Raw genomic sequence first — 23,885 nt, forward strand, 5'->3', positions numbered from 1 at the left:
CCATGAATGTAAAAAAACTAAGCCTATATCTTTTCTCTATCAATTTAGTGACTAGTTTTTTTGCTGTGGCTGCAGCAGATGAAGTCAACGAATCTCTGATAGGAACTTCTACAGATACCAATGCTTTCGACTTAGAAAATAGTGCTCAGATACTGATTTCAGATATTGTTGAGCAGGAAGATGCCGATACTCAAGAAGCAACAGTCACAGGGAATCGAGTCATTGAATATTCGACCAGTCCTTTCGAGGCTAATTTTTTAGAGCCTGCAACTATAGAATCAGCAACTACATTGCCTTCAGGCGTTCTTGATCTTAGTTCTGGATTTATTGTCTATCCTACCAATTCAGAATCCACTGGTGTGGGGTTACAAGTATATTATGGTTCTATTGAGTATGGTGTTACGGACAGGTTACAAATAGGTGCGAATGTCTCATTTTTTGATGATGTTTTAGGTGATAGATTTAATGGAGAAAGAACTAATCTAACTTTTTCATCTGTAGCACCAAATGTTAAATACAAGCTGATCGAAGAGCCTTCCTATAGTCTTGGGATTGTTGGTTCACTTGAATGGATACAAGTCCGTTCCGAAAATGGTTTATTCAGTGAACAAGGTACTTCTGCCCGCCAAAAAGATAATGTTCTGGCTGGTACCATTCAATTACCAGTGACATATAATATCTCCGAAAATGCTCAGTGGCATGCAGTGGCTGGAGCGACGATTTTCCCTGAGACCGTTAATGGGGGAGATTTCTACGGTACTTTCTTTAATGTTGGTACAGGGATAACTCTTCAATTAAGCGAAAGATTTGGTTTGCTAGCGGACATTAATTTTCCGATTGGCTCTTCTGGCGGCAATAGCGTCAATACAGACGGTAGTATTAGCGAAAAAGTGGTTTGGAATGCTGGTTTTAGTTATTTGCATAGTCCGAACCTCGCCTTGGATTTTTCAGTGACCAACCGGCTAGGCACCACGCCAGCAACTAAGTTACTAACTTTTCTGCCCAATGGTGATGAAGTAGGAGCTTTATTTAAGCTTAGATATACACCTGATCTTGCTCAAACCTATCGGGGGAACTTTGGAGATAATCCTTTTCCCCCTATGACGTATCGAGAGAAGCAATTACTATTTGATGGCATTCTTCTTAGTAGTCCCACCACTGTTCGTAAAGGCATGATTCTTTTGGATGGTGGAATTACTACTGATGGGGACAGTGGTGGCGCACAGCTTAGTTTTGGTCTCAGTGATACCGCTCAAATAGAATTTCTAGCTTCGCAATTAGCAGATAATGATCAGCCGTTACAAAATAATTTTAAATCTGGTGTTGCGACTAAACTTAATTTTTTGAATCAGGCCCAAGGTGATCCCTTTTCCTTAGGTTCGAGAATTGCACTTGTATTTCAAGATGGTACCGATTCCTTTTTAGGAGATTTATCTTTTGCTTATTCTCCCAATGATACGATTAGTTTTACGTTAAATCCGAAAGTAGCGTTATTTTCTGACGAGAGCATTGTTGGTGCAGGTTTAGGTGTTAATTTACAGCTGTCTCCCGGACTACAGTTAATTGGGGAAGTAACTCCTATGCTTAGTGATGATCCCTTTGTTTGGGCAGCTGGTGCGCGTTATTTATTTCCCAAATCCAATTTTGGTTTAGGAGTTTATGGTACCAACACCTCAGGCAAAGGAAATATTGGTAGCCTAATTCGTCAATCTGATGATAATGTGAGCGTTGGTTTTAATTTAATGTGGTTACTAGGTGGTGGTAGAAGTGATTAAACATGTCTTATGAAATCGTCTCTATACTTCTAAAAAAATGACTGATGTCATTCATTTTGAGTTGAAGAAATTGTTTCTGGCAGCCTCGTTTACCCACCATCAAGATTAATGTTGATTTTCTACATTTCATCCCCTCAGTTTAGCTGTAAAACTTAGGATAAATACTGTCGCTTTTCAGGGTTTTTACTTAACACAAAATCCTCAAGCGGCCTGGGGACTTTTTTTATTTAATACCATTATCTATCCCTGTAAAATCACCAGAAGAACAAATCAATCAATTTTCTCCGGAGTAAGAAATCCCGAACAAAAGGTTAAGACTAAATTCCAGAAAACTACGATTTTCAGGGAAGCTAAATTAGATACAAGCTACATTGAGGGAAACTGCCATACTCTAGGGTAACCATCGTGATCGCTTTAAAGTTATTCAGAGTATGGATCGTCCCCACGCTGCACCTCAATTTTCTCAAACCCCTTTTCAACGGGTGACAACTGGGTCGATCTTTTTTTTAATCACCATTGTGATTGCGATCTGCGGCTACATGCTGTTTGGTTGGACGGCCCTAGAATCGTTTTATATGGTCGTGATCACGGTGTTTGGGGTGGGATATGGAGAAGTAAAACCCCTGGAGACGACGCCGGAAAAACTATTTACGATTTTTGTCATCTTAGCGGGGACATCAGCGGCCATCTATGGGGTGGGAGGATTTGTGCAAATGGTGACAGAGGGAGAGATTAATCGGGCGTTTGAGGCAGAAAGACAGCGCAAAAGCATTTCCAATTTAGAAAATCACATTATTATTTGTGGCTTTGGCTATATTGGCCAAATTTTAGCCCAAAAACTCGAAGATTCGGGACAAGCTTTTGTGGTGCTCAGTATTGATCCAGAACAGTTGGCGATCGCCGAACAGCGGGGGTATTTAACGAAGGAGGGAGACCCAGCAGATGAACTGATTTTGCAGGGATTAGGCATTCGGCGGGCCAAGGCTCTAGCGACGGTGCTCGATAGCGATGCCAGCAATGTATTTATTACTTTGACTGCCCGGGAGTTGAACCCAGACTTAATGATTTTGGCGCGGGGGGAAGTGCCCAGTACCGAAAAAAAGCTCCGGTTAGCGGGGGCAAACCACGTTATTTTACCTGCCAGCGTCAGTGGGGCGCGGATGGCTAATTTGATTACGACACCTCCCGCAACGGATTTTTTTAGTCAGTCCTCTCAGCAGGAACAACTGAATGATCTTTTGCAACAAATTAATGTACAGATGATCGAGTTGGCGATCGCCCCCCAATCATCCCTCGTGGGGAAAACAGTCCGGGAGCTAGAAATTCGCGGCAAAGGGGCTTTTATTGTGGTGGCTTTACGGCGATTTCAAGGCGATTTTATCACCCATCCAAGTCCAACTTTAATGTTGACTTCTGGGGATATTTTAGTGGTTTTGGGTCACGAAGAAGACATTCCTAAATTTGCCCGGTTTTATCAATTATTCCAGCCTAAATAAGTTTTTTCCCTCAGCAAAATTAATTTAATCTCGATGAATTATCCGTTCCTAAGGAAACCCATTACTTTATGATTGATCAACTGTGGTTGCTAATTTGTGCTGGTTTGGTGCTGTTGATGCAAGCTGGCTTTATGTGCCTCGAATCTGGCCTGACCCGCACAAAAAATAACATTAATGTGGCTGTTAAAAACCTCTCCGATTTTGGTCTGTCGGTGATGCTGTTCTGGGGAATTGGCTATGGTCTGATGTTTGGGTTATCTCAGTGGGGGGGGATCGGTGGAAGCAATTTCTTTTTGGGCACGACTGGGAACCCCGAAGAGGCAGCTTTTTTCCTATTTCAGGCAATGTTTTGCGGTACGGCCACAACGATTATTTCGGGGGCGATCGCCGAACGCCTCAAGTTTGAAGCCTACATCATCATTGTGATCCTGGTGTCGGGGTTTATCTATCCGGTTTTTGGACATTGGGCCTGGAACGAAGCGGGCTGGTTGCGACAACTGGGGTTTCTGGATTTTGCGGGCAGTACGGTGGTGCATAGCATGGGGGCTTGGGTGAGCCTGGGCACCTTGCTTTTAGTCGGAGCTAGGGAAGGGCGATTTACCCCCACGGGAACCCAAAAAATCCAAGGATCGAACTTGCCCTTTGCCGTTTTGGGGGCGTTGCTGTTGTGGGTGGGCTGGCTGGGATTTAACGGGGGAAGTACCTTCGTTTTTAATGACCAAGTGCCCCAAATTATTACGAATACAGTACTGGCGGGGACTGCGGGGATGGTGACGGCGATGCTCCTCAGCCAATGTTACCTCAAGCGCTCGGAGGTCGAGGAAATTATCAATGGTTCCCTGGCGGGGCTGGTGGCAGTTACGGCCTGTTGTGATCTGGTGTCGAGCCCTTTGGCGGTGGTGGTGGGGATAACGGCGGCTGGAGTAGCCCGGTGGGTGTCGAGTCTTTTAAAGCGCTACAAAATTGATGATGCGGTGGATGCGATCGCCGTCCATGGGGGCGCGGGACTGTGGGGAACCCTCTGTGTCGGGTTATTTGGCAATGTCGAAGCCCGCCATAGTCAACTGCTAGTACAACTCTTGGGGGTGGCGATCGCCCTTGCTTGGGGGACGGGGCTGACTTGGCTAATTTTGCAACTGTTGCAGCGGTGGTATCCCTTGCGGGTTTCCCCGGAAGCCGAAGCCCTGGGTTTGAATATTTCTGAACATGGGGCCAAAACCGATGCCTACGAACTGTTTCAGGTGATGGATCACCAGGCCGCGACCCAAGACTTGACCCTGCGGGTGCCCGTGGAACCCTTTACAGAAATTGGCCACATTGCCACCCGTTATAACCAAGTGATCGACGCCCTCGAACAAAATCACCGGGAAAATGCCGAATCCCTAGAGGAACTCTACACAATCACCGCGATGGCCGTGGCCGCCATTGAGCACCAAAATTTTGACCCCGATTTGTTTGCCAGTTTTGGCGATCGCCCCGATGAATTGGGCATTTTAGGCCGCTCCCTCCAACAGTTGCTCCAGACCATTAACCAGCAAACAGCGGCCCTCGAACAACTACAGCAGCAACAACAAACGACCCTAAAGGCTGTGCTCGGAGAAATTTTTCAGCAGCGGTTTGGGGAGCCGAGTCTCACCTATCAAGGACAATTACCCGATTTGCCCTCGGCGCTGACCATGGCCGAAATTACCCACATGGCGATCGCCACCACCAGCTTTGGGCAATTTTTAACACAAGTGCAGGCTACCAACATTGCCTCTGGAGAAAATCAGCCAGTTGCGGCAGATTGGAACGATTGAAAATATAAATTCACCAAGTCCTGAAACATTGACAAAGCCTCTACCCCTGGGCCTGCCTTTTTCCGGGAAAATTAAACCATAGGTCTTTTCGGAGAATTGTTAGCTGTGGTCATCGATGCTCAGGATCGTTACGAAGCGCGTACCCAACAAATTGCCAGGGAGTTAATCGCTGCCACCAGGGAAAAACGGTCATTTTTTTCGAAAATCCAAGACCAGATGCGCCTAGACGATAAATTGCTGGGCTGGGCCATGGAAAATCCCCATTTGCGGGTGCAACTGTTTCGCTTCATTGATGTGTTGCCAGCCCTCAAGGACAATACGGCGATCGCCCAGCATCTCCAACAGTATCTAGGGGATGAGTCGGTGGAGTTACCCGGAGCTTTAAAAAAAATCCTCAATTTCACCGAACCCCATTCTCCTCCGGCACAGATTGCGGCCGCAACCATTAGTAAATCCGTGGAAACCCTCGCGTTTAAATATATTTCGGGGGAAAACGTCAAGCAGGTACTAAAAACCGTTGAACGTCTGCGTCGAGACAAAATGGCGTTCACCATTGATCTCTTAGGCGAGGCAGTGATCACCGAATCAGAAGCCCAAAAATATCAGCAAACTTACCTCGATTTAATGGCGGATTTGGCGGCAGCGGCAAAACATTGGCCTAAGGTCGATGCCATTGATGTGGCGGACGGTGAGGATCTCGCCAAGGTGCAAGTATCCGTAAAATTGACAGCGTTTTATTCCCAGTTTGATCCCCTCGATCCAGCGGGCAGCAAGGAGAATGTGGCGGAACGGGTGCGGCTATTGTTACGCCATGCCCAGGAATTGGGGGTTGCGGTGCACTTTGATATGGAGCATTACGAATATAAAACCCTCACCCTCCAGATTTTGAAAGATGTGTTGCTGGAGGAGGAGTTCCGTGATCGCAGTGACATTGGCGTGACTTTACAGGGCTACTTGCGGGATTCTTACGCCGATTTAGAAAGTTTGATTGAGTGGGCCAAGGAACGGGGTACCCCTGTCACTGTCCGTTTAGTAAAAGGCGCTTACTGGGATCAAGAAACGATTACGGCCCTGCAAAACCACTGGGAACAGCCGGTTTTTAACGAAAAGGGCGCGACGGATATTAATTACGAATGCATGACCCGGCTGCTGTTGGAAAATCATCAATTTCTCTACGGGGCGATCGCCAGCCATAATGTGCGTTCCCAGGCGGTGGCCTGTGCGATCGCCAAGGAACTCAATATTCCGAAACGGAACTTTGAATGTCAGGTGCTGTACGGCATGGGCGACCAAATTGCGAAGGCGTTGGTAAAAGAAGGTTATCGGGTGCGGGTGTATTGTCCCTACGGCAAAATTTTGCCGGGCATGGCTTACCTAATCCGGCGTTTGTTGGAGAATACCGCTAATAGTTCTTTCCTCCGCCAGAACCTAGAGGAGCGTCCCGTTGAAGAATTAATCGCGCCACCGACGGGGGATCTCAAGGCAACGATTCATGATCTTGATAGTAGTCATCTACAATTTGCCGGGGCTGCCAACGTTGATTATGCCGAGCCGGAATTGCGGGATAAGTCCCAGTTTGCGATCGCCGAGGTAAAAAAACAGCTTGGCAAACGTTATCTGCCCTACATCAACGGTGAATATGTACAAACTGAAAACTTTGTGGACTCGGTGAATCCCTCCCGTTCCACAGAACTCATTGGTAAAGTTGGTCAAATTTCCCTAGAGCAAGCCCAAGGGGCGATCGCCGCCGCCAAAGCTGCTTTTCCCGCCTGGAAGAAAACCCCCGTCTCGGAACGGGCCAACATTCTCCGCAAAGCCGCCGACATCATGGAAGCCCGTCGCCACGAGTTGAATGCGTGGATTTGTCTAGAAACGGGCAAAATCCTCAAAGAAGCAGATCCAGAAGTCTCCGAAGCCATTGATTTTTGTCGCTACTACGCCGACGAAATGGAGCGTTTGCACCATGGCTACCAGGTTAAACCCGATGATTTATCCCAGGTACAGGGCTTCAAAAAATACGATGTTTGTGGCGAAACCAACCGCTACCATTACCAACCGCGCGGCCTTGCGGTGGTGATTTCTCCGTGGAATTTCCCCTTTGCGATCGCCACGGGGATGACCGTTGCAGCCTTGGTGACGGGCAACTGTACCCTCCTAAAACCCGCCGAAACCTCTAGCGTGATCGGCGCAAAAATCGCGGAAATCCTCATTGAAGCGGGGATTCCTAAGGGTGTCTTTCAGTTTGTGCCAGGGCGTGGCTCCACCGTAGGCGCAGCGATGGTTAAACATCCCGATGTGCATCTGATTGCCTTTACGGGTTCCCGCGAAGTGGGTTGTGATATCTATGCCAATGCGGCGATCGTCCAACCGGGCCAAAAACACTTGAAGCGGGTTATTGCCGAGATGGGCGGCAAGAATGCGATTATCGTCGATGATAGTGCCGACCTCGACCAAGCGGTGGCGGGTGTACTCCATTCGGCCTTTGGCTATAGCGGTCAGAAATGTTCGGCTTGTTCCCGTGCCATTGTGATGGAAGCAATCCACGATATCTTTGTGGAACGTTTGGTAGAGGCGGTGAAATCAATCCAGGTCGGCGAAACGGATAATCCCAGGGTCAAGATGGGGCCGGTGATTGACGGGGCAGCCCAAGCGAAAATTAAGGACTACATTCTCAAGGGCAAGGAACAATCAAAAGTCGCCTTTGAAACGGCAGTTCCCAACAATGGTTATTATGTGTCCCCAACTATCTTCACTGATGTGCAAGCGGATCAGGCGATCGCCCAAGAGGAGATTTTTGGGCCAGTATTAGCGGTGATTAAAGTCAGTTCTTTTGATGAAGCCTTAACAGTCGCCAATGGCACAGACTACGCTTTGACCGGGGGCATTTATTCCCGGACACCGCAACACATCGAGCGAGCAACGGAGGAATTTGAAGTGGGAAATCTCTATATCAACCGGGGGATTACGGGGGCGATCGTGGCGCGCCAACCGTTTGGCGGCTTTAAGATGTCCGGTGTAGGTTCTAAGGCGGGCGGCCCTGATTATCTGCTGCAATTCCTAGAGCCACGTCATGTAACTGAGAATGTTCAACGCCAAGGGTTTGCACCCATTGAAGGGGTTGACTCATAGAGTATTTCGCACCATAACGGTTTCTTGATAGTTAAAGCTCTCTTACTTCATAATGTAAGAGAGTTTTTTATTTCCAAATGCTTCAATACATATGCCACCTATCCAGAAAATCTTATTTGGCAGTCCCGGAACAGGAAAAAGCTACAAAGTTCGTGAAATTGCGCAACAAGAATTAGACATCACATACGATGAAGCTTCTGGAATTTTAGAGAATACTGTTAAAACTGTTTTCCACCCTGAATATACCCATGCTGACTTCATGGGTAAGTTAATGCCTTTAACGCAAGGTGAAAAAGTAACTTATAAATTTTATGCAGGTCATTTCCTTCAGGTATTGGGAGAAGCATATAAATCAATCATCAATGGAGAGACAGCAAGCTATTTATTAGTGATCGATGAGCTGAACCGAGGGAATGCTTCAGCAATCTTTGGATCAATTTTTCAATTGCTAGATAGAGAAGACGATGGCTGGTCTAGCTATGATATTCAACTATCTGATATGGAATTATATGCATTACTAGAAATCACACTTAGTAGTGAACTTTTTATAGAAAGTAACGGGCTAGAAGTAAGAAATGAAAAAGGGAATAGAGTTACTATTAACAATTTCTGGGATGAGAAAATCTACCAGTATAGAAAAGCTCCTCCTGAAAATGAGTTGGATTCTCAAGTCATCAAAGATGCGGGACGATTAATTACACTCTTGAGGCGGCATAAAATCAGCTTACCTCCAAATCTTAGTATCCTCTGTACGATCAATACTTCTGATGAATCTATTTACTATTTAGATAGTGCTTTTAAGCGTCGCTGGGACTGGGAATATATTGATATTCCGACTGATGGTTATTTAAGTGATCTTCCCTCTGAGCTATTCGGAACAATGCTTGTTATTAATGGTCATGAGAAAGGTCTATGGATTAATATATTACAGGCATTAATGAATTCATAAAAGCAAATCATCAATCAATTCGGAGAATTGAAGATAAGCAAATTGGCTGGTGGTTTATAAAACCTAAAGATAATGTCGTCAACATTGAGGATGTTAGAAATAAAATCATGTTTTATCTTTGGGATACTGTTTTTCCAAGAGACAAAAAGCCATTAGAAAAAATTATCCTTAAGGATGGTGAATCTCCGGGAAATTTTACACTTATTACATATAAACAATTTGCCGATAGGGCAGAAATTTTTCTCGACAAAATGCATGATCTTGCTTCAAACAGATTCAAATATATTGATCTAGACGAGGATATCGGAGAAATATCATTTTAGATTATGATCGACTTCTCATCTCTAAAACTTGTTGTTCACAAAAAATACTCTTTTGTGGGTATTGAAGCAAATGTAGGCGAGTATTACTTCTGTTTGCCAAAAGGATTTCAAGATCACATCAATTATTTGGACACTTTTTATAATAAAAAAAGATTATTTTTTCTTTTTTATAAAGTCTTTGAAAGGTTTAGAGAGATTTTAGAAATAAAAGGGGAGTCTAGCAGGATAAGAAATCAAACTCAAGATCGAGATGGAGTAATAGATGATGATTCTGATGGAGCTATTCAGGCAAATGAAGAGAATAGCTTTGTATTTTATTCAAAACTAAACTCATTTGACTCTATATTACAAGTATATGATGAACCTAAAATTCTCTCACTAGCATATCGGCTTAGCAGAACTCATGACATAGATACGAGTCAAATACATAAATATCTGCATCAAGCAGTTTATTTAGCAAACGATACTGCATATGTGGATACAATGCTATTGCCAAGTAGATGTGTGAAGTATGAAGCAGCAGATATTGTCAAAATGTATTGCTATATTTATTCGGAGCTTCAATTAGAGTTGCAAGGAGATATTTCTATTGAAATTACAGCCCTTGCAGAAAATTTTAGAGAGAATCATCTATCTGGTAGTACTTCTTTATTTGAAGAGAAAGCTTGTAATCAGATTGTTAATCAATTAAAAGACATTTTAGAGGAGATTCATCACCATACTCCATTCAAAGATCCTGATTATTGGGATTTCTATGAAGCCATTGAAAATTTTCTATATGGAAAATTCGACTCATCCCAAGATGGCAAAATATGGGGCATCAACAATTTTCACTCTGTTTGGGAATCAATATGTCTTGACTACATATCCCGAAATATCTCTTCTGAAGAGATTTTATATATTGATACAGGGTATATTGACTTTCTACAGACTGATAGTACTTTTGGGCGTAATGTGTTTTCTGTCAATGGCAGATCCTTAAGACCTGATGTAGTCATAGGAAAATTTTCTTGTGTTGAACAACCTGAACAAATTATTACTTTACATGGTGACAACTGGAATGATTTTGGCTACAGAACATTGTTCGGAATTGATGAAGAGGAAGACCGAAATATTCGAGTAGCTTTTATAGGTCAGACAACTTCAGAGGATACATATCAGGAGCTACAGAAATACTATGATTCTAATTCAGGTGAAATTTACATCAACAATAAACTTCCCTCTAAATTCATCTCATTTTACGAGCCCCCCGAAGATTTATCCTTCGATTCTCTAAATCAGATGAATGTGCTCAATCATATTTTCATGATTGGAATAGACAAAAAAATATTCGACTTAGAACTTTTTGAAAAGTATATATTTAACGCTTTTAATCTTAATGGCCGTTCCGGATATGATGCGAATAATGTTATTGGTGCCTCCCTCTTTAGAGGCCGAAGTATAACAAGGATAAAAGAATTATTTGATGATTTTATAAATCAATATTTAGAATTAACAGAAGGAATATTTAACAGAATCTTAATTCATGACATCAAATATTTATCAAAGCAATATCTCATGGACAAGAAAAATAAAAAAATTATCAAAAAACGATCTATTCGGAAACAGTTTGTTTATGAGTATTTGATACAGCAACAAAGTCCTGAGCTAAACACTCTAAACAATAATGTAGATATATCTAGTTCTTTCTGGATTCCTGATTTTCGACCTTTTGATAGAAATATGTTTTCAGTAGAAAATTCTTTTCTTGGTGGCTACATCGAATTGATAAAAGTGAATTTTGTACAAATTGCAGAGTACTATTCTTCCTTTCAAGCCTTACTTACTTATCCTATTGCGTCACCAGTTTCCGGGCCCTCTCCTCTACAGCAAGAGGAAGGAGTTAGTGCACTTGAACTTACCGGAGACCTTGTTGGCTCTGTTGAAGGAGTAGAAGATTTAGCGACAAATCAAGATTACTTTGAAGGTTTTGGTCAATGAACAAAAGTTCAGTTGTGTGGAGAGAAAGGGAGGCGATCGTGGCCCGTCAACCGTTTGGGGGCTTCAAGATGTCCGGTGTAGGTTCTAAGGCGGGAGGCCCTGACTATCTCCTGCAATTCCTAGAGCCGCGTCATGTGACGGAAAATGTTCAGCGTCAAGGCTTTGCTCCTATCGAAGGCGTTGATTAATGACCGGAAGAATGGAGCTAAAACCCCGTCCTAACTTCGGCAAGTTCAGTCACCTTTTAGGACAGCTTTCCGGTAAAGAGCATCGGGAGACTTTAAACAGACATGGAGAGATGGTAAGGCCAATTGTGTTGCAACCCAGCTAAGTATCAAGAAATCTTCGACCGTTTACGGCGGGAAAGTATGTCAACTTTTTACTGGAATGTTCAATGAACGGTCATCCATATCGGCAACATTTAAACGTTGTTTTCCCTTGTGAATATGACCATTTTTGACCGTGTGGGAAAATGCGCCGTTAAGACCGACAGGCATGGGGTTTGGCGACCATAAAACTCCACTTTCTCACCATTACATCTTGAGCACGACCGAGCCGCGCCCTAGGGGTGGGGCATAATATTGGGGATATGTTGCCCATCACGGGGTTGCCACAAGGGAGTTGCAAAATCTGTAACCCAACGCTGGTCTCTATTTTTCTCACCTAAGCTGTAACTATGCGCCCTAGTCTCCAAGCCGTTCCTACCCCTGCGTCTTTTGCGGATTTGCCCCTGGCCCAGCCCCCCGATGGTCAGCAGCTAGAGAATATTAAAAGTCATCTGGACTTGGTCTTATTGGCGTTGGAGTCCTTAGCGGGCCTGAGTTCAGAAGCGATGTTACAGGCGGCCAAAGAGCTAAATTTAGAGGCAGTCATCGGCGATCGCGTTACCTTATGGCGACTGCGACAGTCCAACCCCCTCCGGAAAAGTAGTGGGGGCCGCAAAAAATTAGACGTCGAAGAAGCCCGCTCTTTGGTGTTGATCATTTGCCATTTAGCCCGCCAACAGCAGGATGACATTCGCCGCGCCTGCGCTCTCCTGGAACAGATGACCGAACAAGGCCAGGAACCCCACCGAGCCGCCCTTTTAGGGGATTACCTCGATAACTTTAGCAATACCTACCAAGAACGCATGGAGGAAGGGGAGGCGATCGCCTCGGCCTCTTTAGTGGGACTCGCCCTGAAATTACTGATTGATTTGCTGTTCTATGGGGCCAAAAATGGACATCGACGCCTCTGGTTAGCATTAATCGATCAAGGCAAAACCTAGAGACTTGACCTAAACTCCACCCTTGATTTTTTCTCTTTTTCACTCAATTCCCTCGTAGTTTGTTTTCGTTCTTAGATGGTTCCTATGCTCTCTCCCACCCTCACCCGTCGCTATACTCCCCCCACCTGTAGCCTGGAAGTGGCAGCGAAAACCTCGGCCCTCTCCCGGTGGACAGGGAAGCCGCTGATTAAAGAATTGAATTTTGAGTTGAGTTTTGATGATCCGCGCCTTGGCCCCGACCAGCGCATCGTCATCAAAGGCGATCGCCCCCAATTGGATGCCCTCGCCACCGCCGTCAATGACTATGTCCAAGGGTTTCTCCAAGACCTCAGTCCCGACTTAGTATGGCTGCCCCAAGCCGCCTCTGTCTATGGCTACCACAACACCCCTGGTCAGACCGTCGCCACCCTGCCCCAACCCCAGCTTGTCACCCAGGGGCTTTTGTCCCATACCCTCCACCTGGGTCGCCTAGCAACCAAGGAATCTGGCCCGACCCTCCAACTCAACGCCACCCAACTCCATGACCTGGCGGAGGCCCTCGAAACCTACCAGACGGACATGGTGGCCTTACCCAGCCTCACTGCTAGCCAACAACGCCGGACTGTCACTCGCTGGGGGGCGATCGCCGCGTCTTTTCTCCTCGTGGTGGGGATTAGTAACGCCGTTTGGCAACAGCAACAAATCCCGGAAACCAGTAGTGCCCTAAACCTCGAAGCTACGGATGAAGCGGGCAAGCAAGTAGAGCTTATCCCTCCGGATCCCCACGCTTCCTATACCTTCTCGCCGGTGCCATCCGCAGCCGATGCGCCCCTAGACGACCCACGGGTTGCCCCCCAAACCGTTGATCTGACTCAACCGACGCCGGGGGAAACCACGACTGCGAATCCGGCTCCCCCAGCCGCATCCCCCCCCAGTCCCCCTAGTAATGATCCGGCCCCGATCACGGCTACTGCCCCCAGGGAGAATACCAGTCTGAGCGTCGCTCCCAGCTTTGGGGGACAAATGGCCAGAACCACCGCTGCCGATCAAGCAGAACAATTTGCTGATGCGCCCCAGCAAGAGGCGATCGCCCTGTCTCCCGCTAATGCCCCAAGGCTAAACCCTGAACAGCGAGTTGAACGTCATTTTCAAACCCAGTGGCAGAGTCCCGCTGACCTCGCTGAAGTGTTGGAATATCGTTTAAAGCTCAGTGAACAAGGGGCCATTGAAACGGTCTTTCCCATTGGTAAAGCCGCCGAACTTTATCAACCCCAACTTTCTTTTCTCTCTGTGGGTCGCAATGTTGGCGCTTCTTTTCCTGCTGAAAGTCGGACATTTCGCCTAGTGTTAAATCCCGATGGTCGTGTCCAGGCTTTTACCGAAGCGCCCCGCTAAAAACAGCCTTGGTAAAGGGGAAGTTAAATTCGCGATAAGCCCAAAGAAATACGCAAAAAAGCGGTCTTAGCTCCACTATGATCGTGAATAGGCGGGCATTGGCTCGTTTTTAGAAATTTATTTCGAGAGTTCAGAAGGAACTAAATCATGATGGCGCATTTTGACTTATTTAGACATGACCACGACACCCAAGATTTCGCGGCGGGCACTGTAATTTTTAGCGCAGGCACCCCGGGCGATCTGCTCTACATTATCCAAACCGGGGAAGTGGAAATTCAGTTTCAAGGGCAACCCTTGAGTATCCTCGGTGAAGGGGAAGCTTTAGGAGAAATGGCCGTCATTGAGCCGGGTTCCCCCCGCAGTGCGACGGCGATCGCCAAAACGGATTGTCGCCTCGTGGTGATTGACCAAAAGCGATTTACGTTTCTCATCCAGCAAAATCCCTACTTTGCCATCGAAATCATGAAAACCTTAGCCGAGCGTTTAAGTCGCACGAACCAAAAGCTAGAGGCCCAGGGTTAGGGACAGTCGTTAACAAAAGTGCCTTGCGGTTGGATCTCGCTGAGAAGATTCATTGGGAAAAGACGCTTAAATTCATCCCCTGGGAAATGGCAGATCAGGGGGCACCACATTGGTAAACATCGCTGTAGTAGCCAGAAACCCAAACTTGTTCAGAAGCACGGCAGTTTGACAAAGGAATCGGTTCAAAGATGTTGATCGACCATAATTCAAAGGGCGTTTGGGAAAATTGAGCGCTGATTCTGTCTAGATCGTCAGTGTAAGCTGCTGGCGTATTTTGTTTTGGTATAAAAGCAAAAAATACAGGACGTTCTAGGGTGCGTCGTTGCTGTTCCCAGGCGATCCCCATCATTTCGCCAATTTGCACGGTGCTTTCCCGGGGGAGCACCATCAGTACGGGTTGAGTTGCTGTTGCGAGTCGGTCAACGATTTTGTCGGGGTGGTAGTACTTTTGGTAGCCCCAATCATGAACGACGGTTAGGGCACTACAAAAACTAATCAACACCATAAAGGCGATCGCCTTTGTCCCAGATTTCACCTGGGGAAACCGAGTCCCCATCGTTTCAACCCCTAGACAGCGAATATTCTCCCGCTGCCAAAAATAGCTCAGGCCAACGGCTCCCAAGAGAATTACCGCCGGAAAATACACAAAACTGTAACGGGCACCACGGGTAATATCGATGCCGAGGCCAAAACTGAGCACCCCAAAGAGCCCCCAGGCAGCCCCCACAAAACGACAAAGGAAAAATAACTCATCCTGAAACTGAGGCACTGTGCTCTGGGCCTTGATGCCTTGTCGCCACAGGATTAAAAAACGAATACCCACCACAATCATCACCGCACCACAGACAATCACCGTCGGCAAAAAATCCACCTCGATGGGCAAAAGCATCACCATCGTGACAACGGTAGCCAACAACTGAAAGACCGGACTGAGCCACGCTAACCAATCACTGCGATCGAGGCGAATCCAGGCGGTCATACTGGTGCCATAGCTGTCGGGGAGTACCTGGGTTTTCCAGATCAGCCCCAGAAGCCCCACCGTCACGATGATTGTGCCTAAACGCCACCATTGCTTCGGAATCGGATATTTGCGGTGGGCCACCATCCACCACCCCAGGGCGATCGCCTCGGCCAGAAGCGTCAGAACAAAAAAGTAATGCACTAACAGCCCCGCCCCACAGAGGACAATCCCCACAAAAACTTGCCCCCAGGACAACGCCTGCCGGGTCTTAATTTGGCGCAGTACTAGGAAACTAAATCCCAAGGAAGCGATCACAAACAGACCAATTAATGTATAGTGACGAGCTTCCTGGGCCAAGTAAATATCAAAGGGCGAAAAAGCCATCAAAGCCGCCGTAAGTTGGGCAATTTTTTCCGATTGAAAGAGCCACTTTGCCAAACCATAAAGCGCTCCAATGCCTAACAAACTAAGCAGCACCGAGAGGAGACGCACCCCATCAATGGAAATGTAACCCCCCATCTCTAGGGGAAATAGGCGCTGCCAGAGGTTAACCACCATGAAATACAACGGCGGGTGGTTATCGTAATGGATCAAAAAATGGGCCGCTTCAGTGACGCCTTGGTCTGGGTAGCCGAGCAGTGGCGCTAAAAGCTCTTTCCCCGTGAGAATTTCATCGTAGGGCAGTTGATTATAATTTTCGGCGCGACTGTAGAGGAGGGTCGCAAATTCATCGGTCCAAGGGGGTTTTGCACCAAGGTTTGTCAGGCGAATAATCCCGCCTAAAATCACCCAAAACCATAATAAAAAAACGGGCAACGTTTTGCTTGAAATAATATTTTTTGGGGAGGTATTTAAAAAGAATTGCAACTTAAAAATAAAGCCTTAACTAAAATGAACGGCAAGGGGATGCAACCCCAGGGGAGTCTTTGTCTTCTCGCAATGGTGAACGATATTAACAGACCGCAGCGATAATTTCGACGATGGCAGAAGCGTGACAAAACTTGTTAGGATGTGGTTTTTATCCATTAAAATCCTTTTGTTTTTTTACCATGGAGGTTACGAGTGAGTCATGAAGTCCCAATCCCCCGAAGCGCTACTATTAGTGGATGGTTATAACGTCATTGGTGCTTGGCAGGAGCTTAAGGCAACCCGCGATCGCCATGGCCTTGAGATGGCACGGGACGAATTGATTGAAGTTTTAATTAACTACGCCTCCCACAACTGCTACCGGACAAAAGTCGTTTTTGACGCCCATTACCAGCAGACCCCTAGCCAAGAAGAAGAACATACGCAATTTGTTTCCGCTTACTACACTGCTTTCTCGGAAACTGCCGATACTTACATCGAAAAAGCCTGTGCCGCTTTTCAGCACGACTATAATACGCCCCGACGGGTAATTGTGGTGACCTCTGACCAGGCCCAACGGCATACGGTGGTGGGTTATGGGGCGGAATGGATGTCTTCTTTAAAGTTGCAATCGGATGTGGCCGCCGCCAATCGGCGTTCCCGGGATCATCGCAAACGTCAACGCCAGCAGCGACGGGGGCAACTCTTGAATAGCCTTGATCCGAAAACCCAACAGATTTTACGTCAGTTACGCCACGGCCTCTAGGGTTTCAAGGTTTCAAAAAAAGGCGATCGCCAAGCCGACGATAAACGCGATAGACCGTGCGTACTTGGTCTAAAAAAGCATAGGGTATTTTTAATTTGAGACCAGCAATCAGGGGTCGATACAGGCAATAATAGGCCCGTTTAAGATCTTTCCAGGCATAACAGGGCTCTGGTTTGAGGAAGTCGGAAATATCTACCACAAGTCCCCGACCATCGACCCCCAACATCACATTTTTCCCGTGGACATCATGGGGATTAAGGCCCTGGGCATAGACATAATCCAAGGCTTGATCAATATCTTCAATAACTTTTCTCGGAATTGGAATCCCCCGGTGGGCACAGTCGTAGAGGGTCGTGCCATGCAAACGCCGCAGCACTAAAATGCCATCCTTGGCGTAATAACATTCCGAAAACGCAGCATGGGTCCCTAGGCGACGATAAACTTCCACTTCTGCGGCAAATCCTTCCCGGTGGGGGGCATAGACCTTTACTACCCACGCCGGAAAGTCAGGATGGGCGACAACCGCAGCATAGTTCCCGGTGCCCACGCAATACCAAGGGCTGGGACAATGGCGCACGATCACAGGATGGTGGGGATGCTCGCTGGTGAGATCGAGGTGGGGTCGGAGTTCCTGTTCGAGGCGATCGCAAAAAACTTGGAGTCGAGATTGAGCCATAGATCCTTTAGGGGAGGATTTTTCGCATCAAGATTGCATGGGGCTGGTAAGTGAGGCTTTGGTAAAAGCTCTGGGCCGTTTGGTTATTCGTAAAGACCTGGAGGGTGATTTGGCGATCGCCTTTGGTTTTCGCGTACCGTTCCGCTGTGGCCATAAGCGCCGAACCCAGCCCCCGACGGCGATACTCCGGCATCACATACAACAGAAAAATATGACTGTGGCGATCGCCGCTAATCTGATCAACACTATTGCCCAGCCAGAGACAACCCACCACTTGCTCCGTTTCTGTCCGTACCCACCAGAGGGGCGTATCCACTGTGAAGTAATGGTTCAAGGTTGTACGGAGGTGATCGAAGCCCGTTTCCGGATAAAGTTCCTGGTAACTGCGGTGCAAAAACTTTAACAATAACGGTCGGTCGATCATCGCACCCCGTCTCAGAGAAAAGCCCGCTGGTAGCATGACCTAGCCCAAAAAACCAATGGGTGCTGGGGCGAGCATATCGGTGGGGAGAAAAATCCGGGCGCTGACAATCCCTAAAGCCAAGAGGAAGACCAGCAAAATTAAGAACGGCAGAATCTGTTGACGAAATAAGTCCATAGGTGGCGATCCCAAACAACACATAGAAAATATCTCTGTCAGTGTAACCTCTCCCCTTGGCATAATGGAATCTGTGCCAAATTGAGTATCCATGACCATTGCCATGACCCCCCTTTTGCAATACCACCAGCACCAAGGCTTTCCTTTAACAGCTTCCGGTGAGGCCGTTGTAACCTTTGGGAACGACGCCGACATTTCCCAAGATTTCAGCAATGGCTGTTTGCTCTATGACCAAAGCCATTGGGGTCTCCTCAACTTTACGGGCGCTGACCGTCAACGCTACCTCCACAACCAAAGCACTAATCAAATCCAGCAGCTTCAATCGGGCCAAAGCTGTGACACTGTCCTCGTTAATTCCACGGCCCGCACCATCGATCTCGCCACGGTGCATATTCTGGATGATGCCCTCTGGGTGCAGGTCTCGCCCCAGAAAAAAACCTTTCTCCTAGAATGGTTTGATCGGTTTCTCTTTCCGATGGACAAAGTAGAAATTAGTGATCTTTCTGGGCAGTTTAATATTCTGTCTTTGATGGGTGTTCAGGCCAAAGAAATTCTCGAAAAACTCACTGGCGTAACCTTAGCTGACTTTCCGGCTGGTGGTCATCAATTTCTAGAAATCCAGGGACAAAACATTCTCTGTGCGACGGGGAACAGTTTGAAATTACCGGGCTATACCCTGTATATTCCCGCCGAGGCTGGTGTCGAAATTTGGCAAGCTCTGATGAATTTAGGAATGATCCCCTGTGGCGAAGCAGCCTGGGAGAAACTTCGCATTCACCAAGGCAGACCCGCCCCCGACCAAGAACTCACCGAAGATTATAATCCCCTGGAAGCAGGGCTTTGGGATTGTATTTCCTTTGATAAAGGCTGCTACATTGGCCAGGAAACCATTGCCCGCCTCAATACCTACAAAGGCGTTAAACAGCGCCTCTTTGGGATTCAACTTTCTGCCCCCGTAGCAGTCCCTTGCAAAATTTTTGTGGGTGAAGAACGGGCTGGCGTCATCACCAGTATTGACCCGGATAACACCTTTGCCCTTGGTTATGTCCGTACGAAAGTGGGTGGAGAAGAGTTAGAAGTGACAGTAGGAGAAGTGACTGGAAAAGTCGTCGCGGTTCCCTATGTGACCCATGCTTACCCCGAACCCTAGGGAACCGTCTTTGGTTGCTTTATTCGTCTAAAAAGATGAAGCTGCCGCCCCAGGAGCCATAGTCGGCAGTAACTACGCCATTGCGATCGCCGCCGGTGTAGCTGTCCTGACCGGGGGCAATTTCGATGGTGATCGGGCCGCCCGTAGCTAGGTCAATTTCTCCGGCATGGACTGCCGCCACACAGATTGCGGAATCGTTGGTGTAAATATCTGTCCCCCAGACCGAGGCCCCTAGTTCACCGTTGGGTGGGCAATTGAAACTGTAGCGATCGCCAACATTTTCGGCAATCCCGAAGGAGCCTGGGGTCGAATCCCACTGGATATTCGGCGTTGTCGCCGCAGCACTGTCACTAGCCTCCGGAAAACGGAAGCTCCCATCCCAAGCGCCGTAGTCACGACTGGTCACTGCATTTTGTTGACTGCCGGTGTAGAGGTCTTGGCCCGCGAGGATTTCTAAAGTTAAATTCCCCCCGGTCTCTGCGGCGAATAGACCTGCATGGACGGCGGCGGCACAAATGGACGAATCGCTGGTGTAAACACCCGTGCCCCAAATCCTTTGGCTGGGATCCCCCGGCGGACAGGAAAACTCGAAGGTCTGTCCCACCTGGTCTTGGATTTCGAGGCTAACGGGGCTTGCTTCCCATTCCAGGGCGGTGAATTGGAGGGTTGGGGGCGACGCTGGGGTTTCCGGTGCTGCTTCTGGGGTCGCAACAGTTCCGCCCCCAGTGGCGTTAGATTCTGGGGTGGTGTTGTTTTGGGTACAGGCGCCCAGGGAAAAAGCCAGGGCGATCGCCCCGAAAAAATAAGTCGTAGATTGCATCATGAAGCTTAGAAATAAGAAGAGATTCGCTATGTCCTAGTTTAGGGATGGGGGTCAGGATCTGGGTCTAGGCCAGTTGGCTATTGGCAAAAAAGGCGATCGCAATGCCCAAGGAAAGCCCCACAAACACTTGCACGGGTGTGTGACCGAGTAATTCCTTGAGCCGTTCGTCACTAAATTCTTTTTCCTGGAACATATCGTCAATAATCTGGTTGAGAATGCGCGCCTGCTTACCCGCAGCTTGACGCACTCCGGCGGCATCGTACATCACAATCACCGCAAATAAACAGGCGATCGCAAACTCGGAGCTATCCCATCCTTTCGCCTGACCAACCCCTGTCGCTAAAGCTCCCACCAGAGCAGAGTGGGCACTGGGCATCCCCCCAGCACTAAAGAGGGAACGGAGGCTGGTTTTTTTATAACGAATCAAATCAATGGGAATTTTAAGCAACTGTGCCGTAATGCAGGCCACTAATGCCACAATCAGGATGTGATTTTGGAAAACTGCGCTGAAATTATCCATGGTGCTTGGCCGTGACGCGGGTTAGTTTTTACGGTTAACGATGTATTCCGCCAGGGCTTTGAGGGGATTGGCCTTTTCACCATAGGGTTCGAGGGAGGCGATCGCCTCTGCCACCAGCTTCTGGGCCTCAGCCTGGGATTTTTCAATACCCCATAGGCTCGGATAAGTCACTTTCTGGGCTTCGAGGTCTTTGCCTGCCGTTTTACCTAGTTCCTCCGCTGTGGCAGTGATATCGAGAATATCATCGACAATCTGGAAAGCCAGACCAATATTTTGGGCATAACGGGAGAGTAATTGCACCTCTTCCGGTTTCGCCCCGGCCAAAATTGCCCCCGCCGTGACGCAAACTTCCAGCAATGCCCCTGTTTTATGGGTATGGATAAAATTCAGGGTTTCTACGGCAACATCGGTTTTCCCTTCCGATTCGAGATCCACCACTTGGCCACCGACGAGGCCTTCGGCCCCCACCGCTTGGCCGAGGCGTACGATCACTTGCAACAGACGTTCCGCCGGAACATCCGGGGTGCGGGCCACATACTCAAAGGCATAGGAGAGCAGGGCATCCCCCGCCAAAATGGCAATATCTTCCCCATAAACTTTATGGTTCGTGGGTTTGCCCCGACGGAGATCGTCATTGTCCATGGCGGGCAGATCATCATGGATTAAAGACATGGTGTGGATCATCTCCAGGGCACAGGCCGTATTCATCGCCATGGCGGCGGTGCCCCCCAACATTTCACAGGCGGCAAGACAAAGAATCGGGCGTAGCCGTTTTCCCCCAGCCAGGAGGGAATAGCGCATGGCTTCGTAGATGGTGACAGGCTCAGTGATAACTAAGGATTGGTCAAGGGCGGTTTCGACGATGGTCTTTTGTTCTTGGAGATATTGCGCGAGGGAAAAGCCCTGGGTGTGAGCGTCTGCAACTACCATAGCTACGTTTGGAAAACTGTTGATTTTTTCAAGAATATTCTACAGGGCTTTGGGGGCAAGTCTGGGGGAATCATCCTGGGTTGCTTGCAGAGGGGTGCTAATTCTGGCCTCTAAATGTGAAGTTGTTTTGCTCTGTGTGGTTCATTACACTCGCCGGGAACGTTTGGGTTTAAAACAGGAAGGGTAATTGATCTGTTGAGATAAGTCCTGATCAACCCAGGCCCAGTTTCCATGCAACCAAAAATTATTGTCTGTGGTTTAGGACGAACGGGATATAAGATTTTTCGTCTACTGCAAAATCAAGGGGCTGAGGTGATCGGCATTAGCGATCGCCCCAGTCGCCAGCGGGCAGCAGGCATTATTGTGGGGGATCCCCGCCAGGGACAACTCCTCGTGCGAGCGGGAATTCACACAGCCCAAACCCTCGTCCTTGCCAGTAATGATGATGCCCTCAATCTCGCGGTGCTGACCCAAGCGCGGGTGCTGAATCCAAAAATTCGCATTGTTAATCGTATTTATAATCAAGCCCTGGGCGATCGCCTCGATCAAACTCTGCCGGATCATGTGACCATGAGTGTTTCGGCCCTGGCCGCCCCCATTTTTGCCTTTGCCGCCCTGGGCAATAAAGCCATCGGCCAACTGCGTCTCTACGAAAAAACCTGGCCCATTTACGAAGAAGTGATCACCACGGATCATCCCTGGTTGGGCCAACCTCTCAGTGGGCTTTGGGAAAACCCAGAGCGGATGTTTATCCACTACCTACCAGCCCAGGGGGAAATGGATTTGGTGTCGGCGGTGGTGGCCGACCAAACCCTCCAGGTGGGGGATCATTTAATCTTAGGGACGCCGCCCCAGGTCAAAAGTCAACGCTATTCTCTCTGGCAAAAATTTCGGAAGGCGATCGCCAATCTGCGGCAATACCAACATCACGTGCGGCCGATGACCCTGGTGACGGTGGCGTTGTTGGTGACCATCTGCATTGCCACCTTTACCTATGTTTGTGTGAATTTTAATTTGTCCCTGGTGGATGCCCTCTATTTTTCAGTGGGGATGATCACTGGGGCCGGGGGAAAAGAAGAAGTCGCGGAACTCGCCCCCGATTGGGTCAAGGTTTTCACGGCGGTGATGATGGTGGTCGGCGCCGGAGTTGTGGGGATCTGCTATGCGTTGATCAATGATTTCATTTTGGGAAGTCGAATTCGTCAGTTTTGGGATGCGACAAAAATTCCCCACCAAAACCATTACGTAATTTGTGGCTTGGGAGGGATGGGTATGGCGATCGCCCGCCAACTGCACCACCAGGGCTATGACGTTGTTGTTCTTGAAACCGACCACAACAACCGCTTTTTACGCACCGCCAGAACCTTGGGGATTCCGGTCATTCTTGCCGATGCCAGTGTGACCAGCAGTTTACGGGATGCACGGATTGCCAAAGCAACGGCCCTCATTGCCGCCACCAGCCAAGACATGACCAACGTCGAAATTGCCCTGAGTGCCAAGGCGATCGCCCCCAAGGTCAATGTGATCGTCCGGATTCAGGATACCAATTTCGCCCAGTCGGCCCAGGAAGTCTTTTCCTTTGATCTGGTGCTTTCCCCGACGGAGTTGGCGACCCATTCTTTTGCTGCCGCCGCCCTAGGGGGACGTATCCTTGGCAACGGCATGACCGATGATTTGTTGTGGATTGCCCTTGCGACTCTAATTACCCCAAACCATCCTTTCTGTGGACAGCGAGTCCAGGACGCAGCGATCGCCCAAAATTTTGTGCCCCTCTACCTCGAATCCCAGGGAGAAGCGATTCACGGTTGGCCCCTCCTGCAACGGCAACTGCAGCCCCAGGATGTGCTCTACATCACCATCGCTGCCAATGGCCTCCAAAAACTGTGGCGCAAGGAACCTAGCAATTCAGAAGTGGCCTTTAACCCCTTCCCGTCAGTCCAAGGAAGCGAAGCCTTTGTGCCCTAGCAATCAATAAAGTTACATCTCAATCCAGGCGATCGC

21 protein-coding genes are annotated in these 23,885 nt (G+C 48.0%); 14 read left to right on the top strand and 7 right to left on the bottom strand.

Features of this window, described 5'->3' with window-relative positions:
- The first annotated feature begins 2 nt into the window (after positions 1 to 2).
- The 11 genes from AACQ84_RS05425 to AACQ84_RS05475 all read left to right on the top strand — a co-directional run bounded on the left by AACQ84_RS05425 (position 3) and on the right by AACQ84_RS05475 (position 14,614).
- Positions 3 to 1,775, top strand: coding sequence for a hypothetical protein (locus tag AACQ84_RS05425; RefSeq protein WP_012306693.1), 1,773 nt, complete (start codon positions 3 to 5; stop codon positions 1,773 to 1,775).
- A gap of 431 nt (positions 1,776 to 2,206) precedes the next feature.
- Positions 2,207 to 3,271: a potassium channel family protein gene (locus AACQ84_RS05430; protein ID WP_012306694.1), complete on the top strand. Its 1,065-nt coding sequence runs from the start codon at positions 2,207 to 2,209 to the stop codon at positions 3,269 to 3,271.
- Positions 3,272 to 3,339: 68 nt separating this feature from the next.
- Positions 3,340 to 5,070 carry an ammonium transporter gene (locus AACQ84_RS05435; RefSeq protein WP_012306695.1) on the top strand — a complete coding sequence of 577 codons (1,731 nt, stop codon included), beginning with the start codon at positions 3,340 to 3,342 and terminating at the stop codon, positions 5,068 to 5,070.
- A gap of 105 nt (positions 5,071 to 5,175) precedes the next feature.
- Positions 5,176 to 8,199, top strand: coding sequence for an L-glutamate gamma-semialdehyde dehydrogenase (pruA, locus tag AACQ84_RS05440; RefSeq protein ID WP_012306696.1), 3,024 nt, complete (start codon positions 5,176 to 5,178; stop codon positions 8,197 to 8,199).
- Positions 8,200 to 8,290: 91 nt separating this feature from the next.
- Positions 8,291 to 9,148 (top strand): GTPase subunit of Type II restriction endonuclease, encoded by an 858-nt coding sequence (locus tag AACQ84_RS05445; protein ID WP_012306697.1) that lies wholly within the window; start codon positions 8,291 to 8,293, stop codon positions 9,146 to 9,148.
- A 107-nt stretch (positions 9,149 to 9,255) separates the two neighbouring features.
- Positions 9,256 to 9,471, top strand: a complete 216-nt coding sequence (locus tag AACQ84_RS05450) for a hypothetical protein (protein WP_200807224.1) — start codon at positions 9,256 to 9,258, stop codon at positions 9,469 to 9,471.
- 3 nt (positions 9,472 to 9,474) lie between these two features.
- Positions 9,475 to 11,451, top strand: a complete 1,977-nt coding sequence (locus AACQ84_RS05455) for a hypothetical protein (protein ID WP_012306698.1) — start codon at positions 9,475 to 9,477, stop codon at positions 11,449 to 11,451.
- Positions 11,448 to 11,639 (top strand): aldehyde dehydrogenase family protein, encoded by a 192-nt coding sequence (locus AACQ84_RS05460; RefSeq protein ID WP_012306699.1) that lies wholly within the window; start codon positions 11,448 to 11,450, stop codon positions 11,637 to 11,639. Before AACQ84_RS05455 ends, AACQ84_RS05460 begins: the two co-directional genes overlap by 4 nt.
- A gap of 488 nt (positions 11,640 to 12,127) precedes the next feature.
- Positions 12,128 to 12,718 carry a DUF3038 domain-containing protein gene (locus AACQ84_RS05465; RefSeq protein WP_012306700.1) on the top strand — a complete coding sequence of 197 codons (591 nt, stop codon included), beginning with the start codon at positions 12,128 to 12,130 and terminating at the stop codon, positions 12,716 to 12,718.
- Positions 12,719 to 12,802: 84 nt separating this feature from the next.
- Entirely contained in the window at positions 12,803 to 14,092 is a 1,290-nt protein-coding gene (locus tag AACQ84_RS05470) for a DUF4335 domain-containing protein (protein ID WP_041443419.1), read from the top strand.
- A gap of 147 nt (positions 14,093 to 14,239) precedes the next feature.
- On the top strand, positions 14,240 to 14,614 hold the full coding sequence (locus AACQ84_RS05475; RefSeq protein WP_012306702.1) for a Crp/Fnr family transcriptional regulator: 375 nt from the start codon (positions 14,240 to 14,242) through the stop codon (positions 14,612 to 14,614).
- A gap of 94 nt (positions 14,615 to 14,708) precedes the next feature.
- Here the strand turns inward: AACQ84_RS05475 and AACQ84_RS05480 are convergent, their stop codons facing one another.
- Positions 14,709 to 16,391 (bottom strand): glycosyltransferase family 39 protein, encoded by a 1,683-nt coding sequence (locus AACQ84_RS05480; RefSeq protein ID WP_012306703.1) that lies wholly within the window; start codon positions 16,389 to 16,391, stop codon positions 14,709 to 14,711.
- Positions 16,392 to 16,644: 253 nt separating this feature from the next.
- On the opposite strand from AACQ84_RS05480, the gene AACQ84_RS05485 reads away from it, so the two are divergent.
- Positions 16,645 to 17,187, top strand: a complete 543-nt coding sequence (locus AACQ84_RS05485) for an NYN domain-containing protein (protein ID WP_012306704.1) — start codon at positions 16,645 to 16,647, stop codon at positions 17,185 to 17,187.
- Between the two features lie 4 nt (positions 17,188 to 17,191).
- On the opposite strand, the gene AACQ84_RS05490 is transcribed toward AACQ84_RS05485, so the two are convergent.
- The 3 genes from AACQ84_RS05490 to AACQ84_RS05500 are packed head-to-tail and all read right to left on the bottom strand — an operon-like array spanning position 17,192 to position 18,461.
- Positions 17,192 to 17,863 carry a serine/threonine protein kinase gene (locus AACQ84_RS05490; protein WP_012306705.1) on the bottom strand — a complete coding sequence of 224 codons (672 nt, stop codon included), beginning with the start codon at positions 17,861 to 17,863 and terminating at the stop codon, positions 17,192 to 17,194.
- A gap of 7 nt (positions 17,864 to 17,870) precedes the next feature.
- Positions 17,871 to 18,287: a GNAT family N-acetyltransferase gene (locus tag AACQ84_RS05495; RefSeq protein ID WP_234991421.1), complete on the bottom strand. Its 417-nt coding sequence runs from the start codon at positions 18,285 to 18,287 to the stop codon at positions 17,871 to 17,873.
- A gap of 39 nt (positions 18,288 to 18,326) precedes the next feature.
- Positions 18,327 to 18,461, bottom strand: a complete 135-nt coding sequence (locus tag AACQ84_RS05500) for a hypothetical protein (RefSeq protein WP_254903385.1) — start codon at positions 18,459 to 18,461, stop codon at positions 18,327 to 18,329.
- 91 nt (positions 18,462 to 18,552) lie between these two features.
- Between AACQ84_RS05500 and ygfZ the strand changes: the two genes are divergently transcribed.
- Entirely contained in the window at positions 18,553 to 19,611 is a 1,059-nt protein-coding gene (gene ygfZ / locus AACQ84_RS05505; RefSeq protein ID WP_012306707.1) for a CAF17-like 4Fe-4S cluster assembly/insertion protein YgfZ, read from the top strand.
- A 19-nt stretch (positions 19,612 to 19,630) separates the two neighbouring features.
- On the opposite strand, the gene AACQ84_RS05510 is transcribed toward ygfZ, so the two are convergent.
- The 3 genes from AACQ84_RS05510 to crtE all read right to left on the bottom strand — a co-directional run bounded on the left by AACQ84_RS05510 (position 19,631) and on the right by crtE (position 21,884).
- On the bottom strand, positions 19,631 to 20,434 hold the full coding sequence (locus AACQ84_RS05510) for an LCCL domain-containing protein (RefSeq protein ID WP_083764432.1): 804 nt from the start codon (positions 20,432 to 20,434) through the stop codon (positions 19,631 to 19,633).
- Positions 20,435 to 20,498: 64 nt separating this feature from the next.
- On the bottom strand, positions 20,499 to 20,954 hold the full coding sequence (locus tag AACQ84_RS05515) for a divergent PAP2 family protein (protein ID WP_012306709.1): 456 nt from the start codon (positions 20,952 to 20,954) through the stop codon (positions 20,499 to 20,501).
- A 21-nt stretch (positions 20,955 to 20,975) separates the two neighbouring features.
- Complete coding sequence (gene crtE / locus AACQ84_RS05520) at positions 20,976 to 21,884, bottom strand: geranylgeranyl pyrophosphate/diphosphate synthase/geranyltranstransferaseCrtE (protein ID WP_012306710.1); 909 nt, start codon at positions 21,882 to 21,884, stop codon at positions 20,976 to 20,978.
- A 231-nt stretch (positions 21,885 to 22,115) separates the two neighbouring features.
- Here crtE and AACQ84_RS05525 point away from each other — a divergent pair, with 231 nt between their 5' ends.
- Entirely contained in the window at positions 22,116 to 23,849 is a 1,734-nt protein-coding gene (locus tag AACQ84_RS05525; protein ID WP_012306711.1) for a potassium channel family protein, read from the top strand.
- The last annotated feature ends 36 nt before the right edge of the window (positions 23,850 to 23,885 follow it).

Origin of the sequence: Picosynechococcus sp. PCC 7002 (assembly GCF_963860125.1) — a bacterium.
GTDB lineage: Bacteria > Cyanobacteriota > Cyanobacteriia > Cyanobacteriales > MRBY01 > MRBY01.

Bases quoted from the DNA above. Each gene is read 5' to 3' on its own strand.
- crtE (WP_012306710.1), bottom strand. From the start codon at position 21,884: ATGGTAGTTGCAGACGCTCACACCCAGGGCTTTTCCCTCGCGCAATAT.
- AACQ84_RS05470 (WP_041443419.1), top strand. From the start codon at position 12,803: ATGCTCTCTCCCACCCTCACCCGTCGCTATACTCCCCCCACCTGTAGC.
- AACQ84_RS05430 (WP_012306694.1), top strand. From the start codon at position 2,207: ATGGATCGTCCCCACGCTGCACCTCAATTTTCTCAAACCCCTTTTCAA.
- AACQ84_RS05425 (WP_012306693.1), top strand. From the start codon at position 3: ATGAATGTAAAAAAACTAAGCCTATATCTTTTCTCTATCAATTTAGTG.
- AACQ84_RS05525 (WP_012306711.1), top strand. From the start codon at position 22,116: ATGCAACCAAAAATTATTGTCTGTGGTTTAGGACGAACGGGATATAAG.
- AACQ84_RS05445 (WP_012306697.1), top strand. From the start codon at position 8,291: ATGCCACCTATCCAGAAAATCTTATTTGGCAGTCCCGGAACAGGAAAA.
- AACQ84_RS05495 (WP_234991421.1), bottom strand. From the start codon at position 18,287: ATGATCGACCGACCGTTATTGTTAAAGTTTTTGCACCGCAGTTACCAG.
- AACQ84_RS05515 (WP_012306709.1), bottom strand. From the start codon at position 20,954: ATGGATAATTTCAGCGCAGTTTTCCAAAATCACATCCTGATTGTGGCA.
- AACQ84_RS05455 (WP_012306698.1), top strand. From the start codon at position 9,475: ATGATCGACTTCTCATCTCTAAAACTTGTTGTTCACAAAAAATACTCT.
- AACQ84_RS05465 (WP_012306700.1), top strand. From the start codon at position 12,128: ATGCGCCCTAGTCTCCAAGCCGTTCCTACCCCTGCGTCTTTTGCGGAT.
- AACQ84_RS05450 (WP_200807224.1), top strand. From the start codon at position 9,256: ATGTTTTATCTTTGGGATACTGTTTTTCCAAGAGACAAAAAGCCATTA.
- AACQ84_RS05490 (WP_012306705.1), bottom strand. From the start codon at position 17,863: ATGGCTCAATCTCGACTCCAAGTTTTTTGCGATCGCCTCGAACAGGAA.
- AACQ84_RS05460 (WP_012306699.1), top strand. From the start codon at position 11,448: ATGAACAAAAGTTCAGTTGTGTGGAGAGAAAGGGAGGCGATCGTGGCC.
- ygfZ (WP_012306707.1), top strand. From the start codon at position 18,553: ATGACCATTGCCATGACCCCCCTTTTGCAATACCACCAGCACCAAGGC.
- AACQ84_RS05510 (WP_083764432.1), bottom strand. From the start codon at position 20,434: ATGATGCAATCTACGACTTATTTTTTCGGGGCGATCGCCCTGGCTTTT.
- AACQ84_RS05485 (WP_012306704.1), top strand. From the start codon at position 16,645: ATGAAGTCCCAATCCCCCGAAGCGCTACTATTAGTGGATGGTTATAAC.
- AACQ84_RS05475 (WP_012306702.1), top strand. From the start codon at position 14,240: ATGATGGCGCATTTTGACTTATTTAGACATGACCACGACACCCAAGAT.
- AACQ84_RS05500 (WP_254903385.1), bottom strand. From the start codon at position 18,461: ATGGACTTATTTCGTCAACAGATTCTGCCGTTCTTAATTTTGCTGGTC.
- AACQ84_RS05435 (WP_012306695.1), top strand. From the start codon at position 3,340: ATGATTGATCAACTGTGGTTGCTAATTTGTGCTGGTTTGGTGCTGTTG.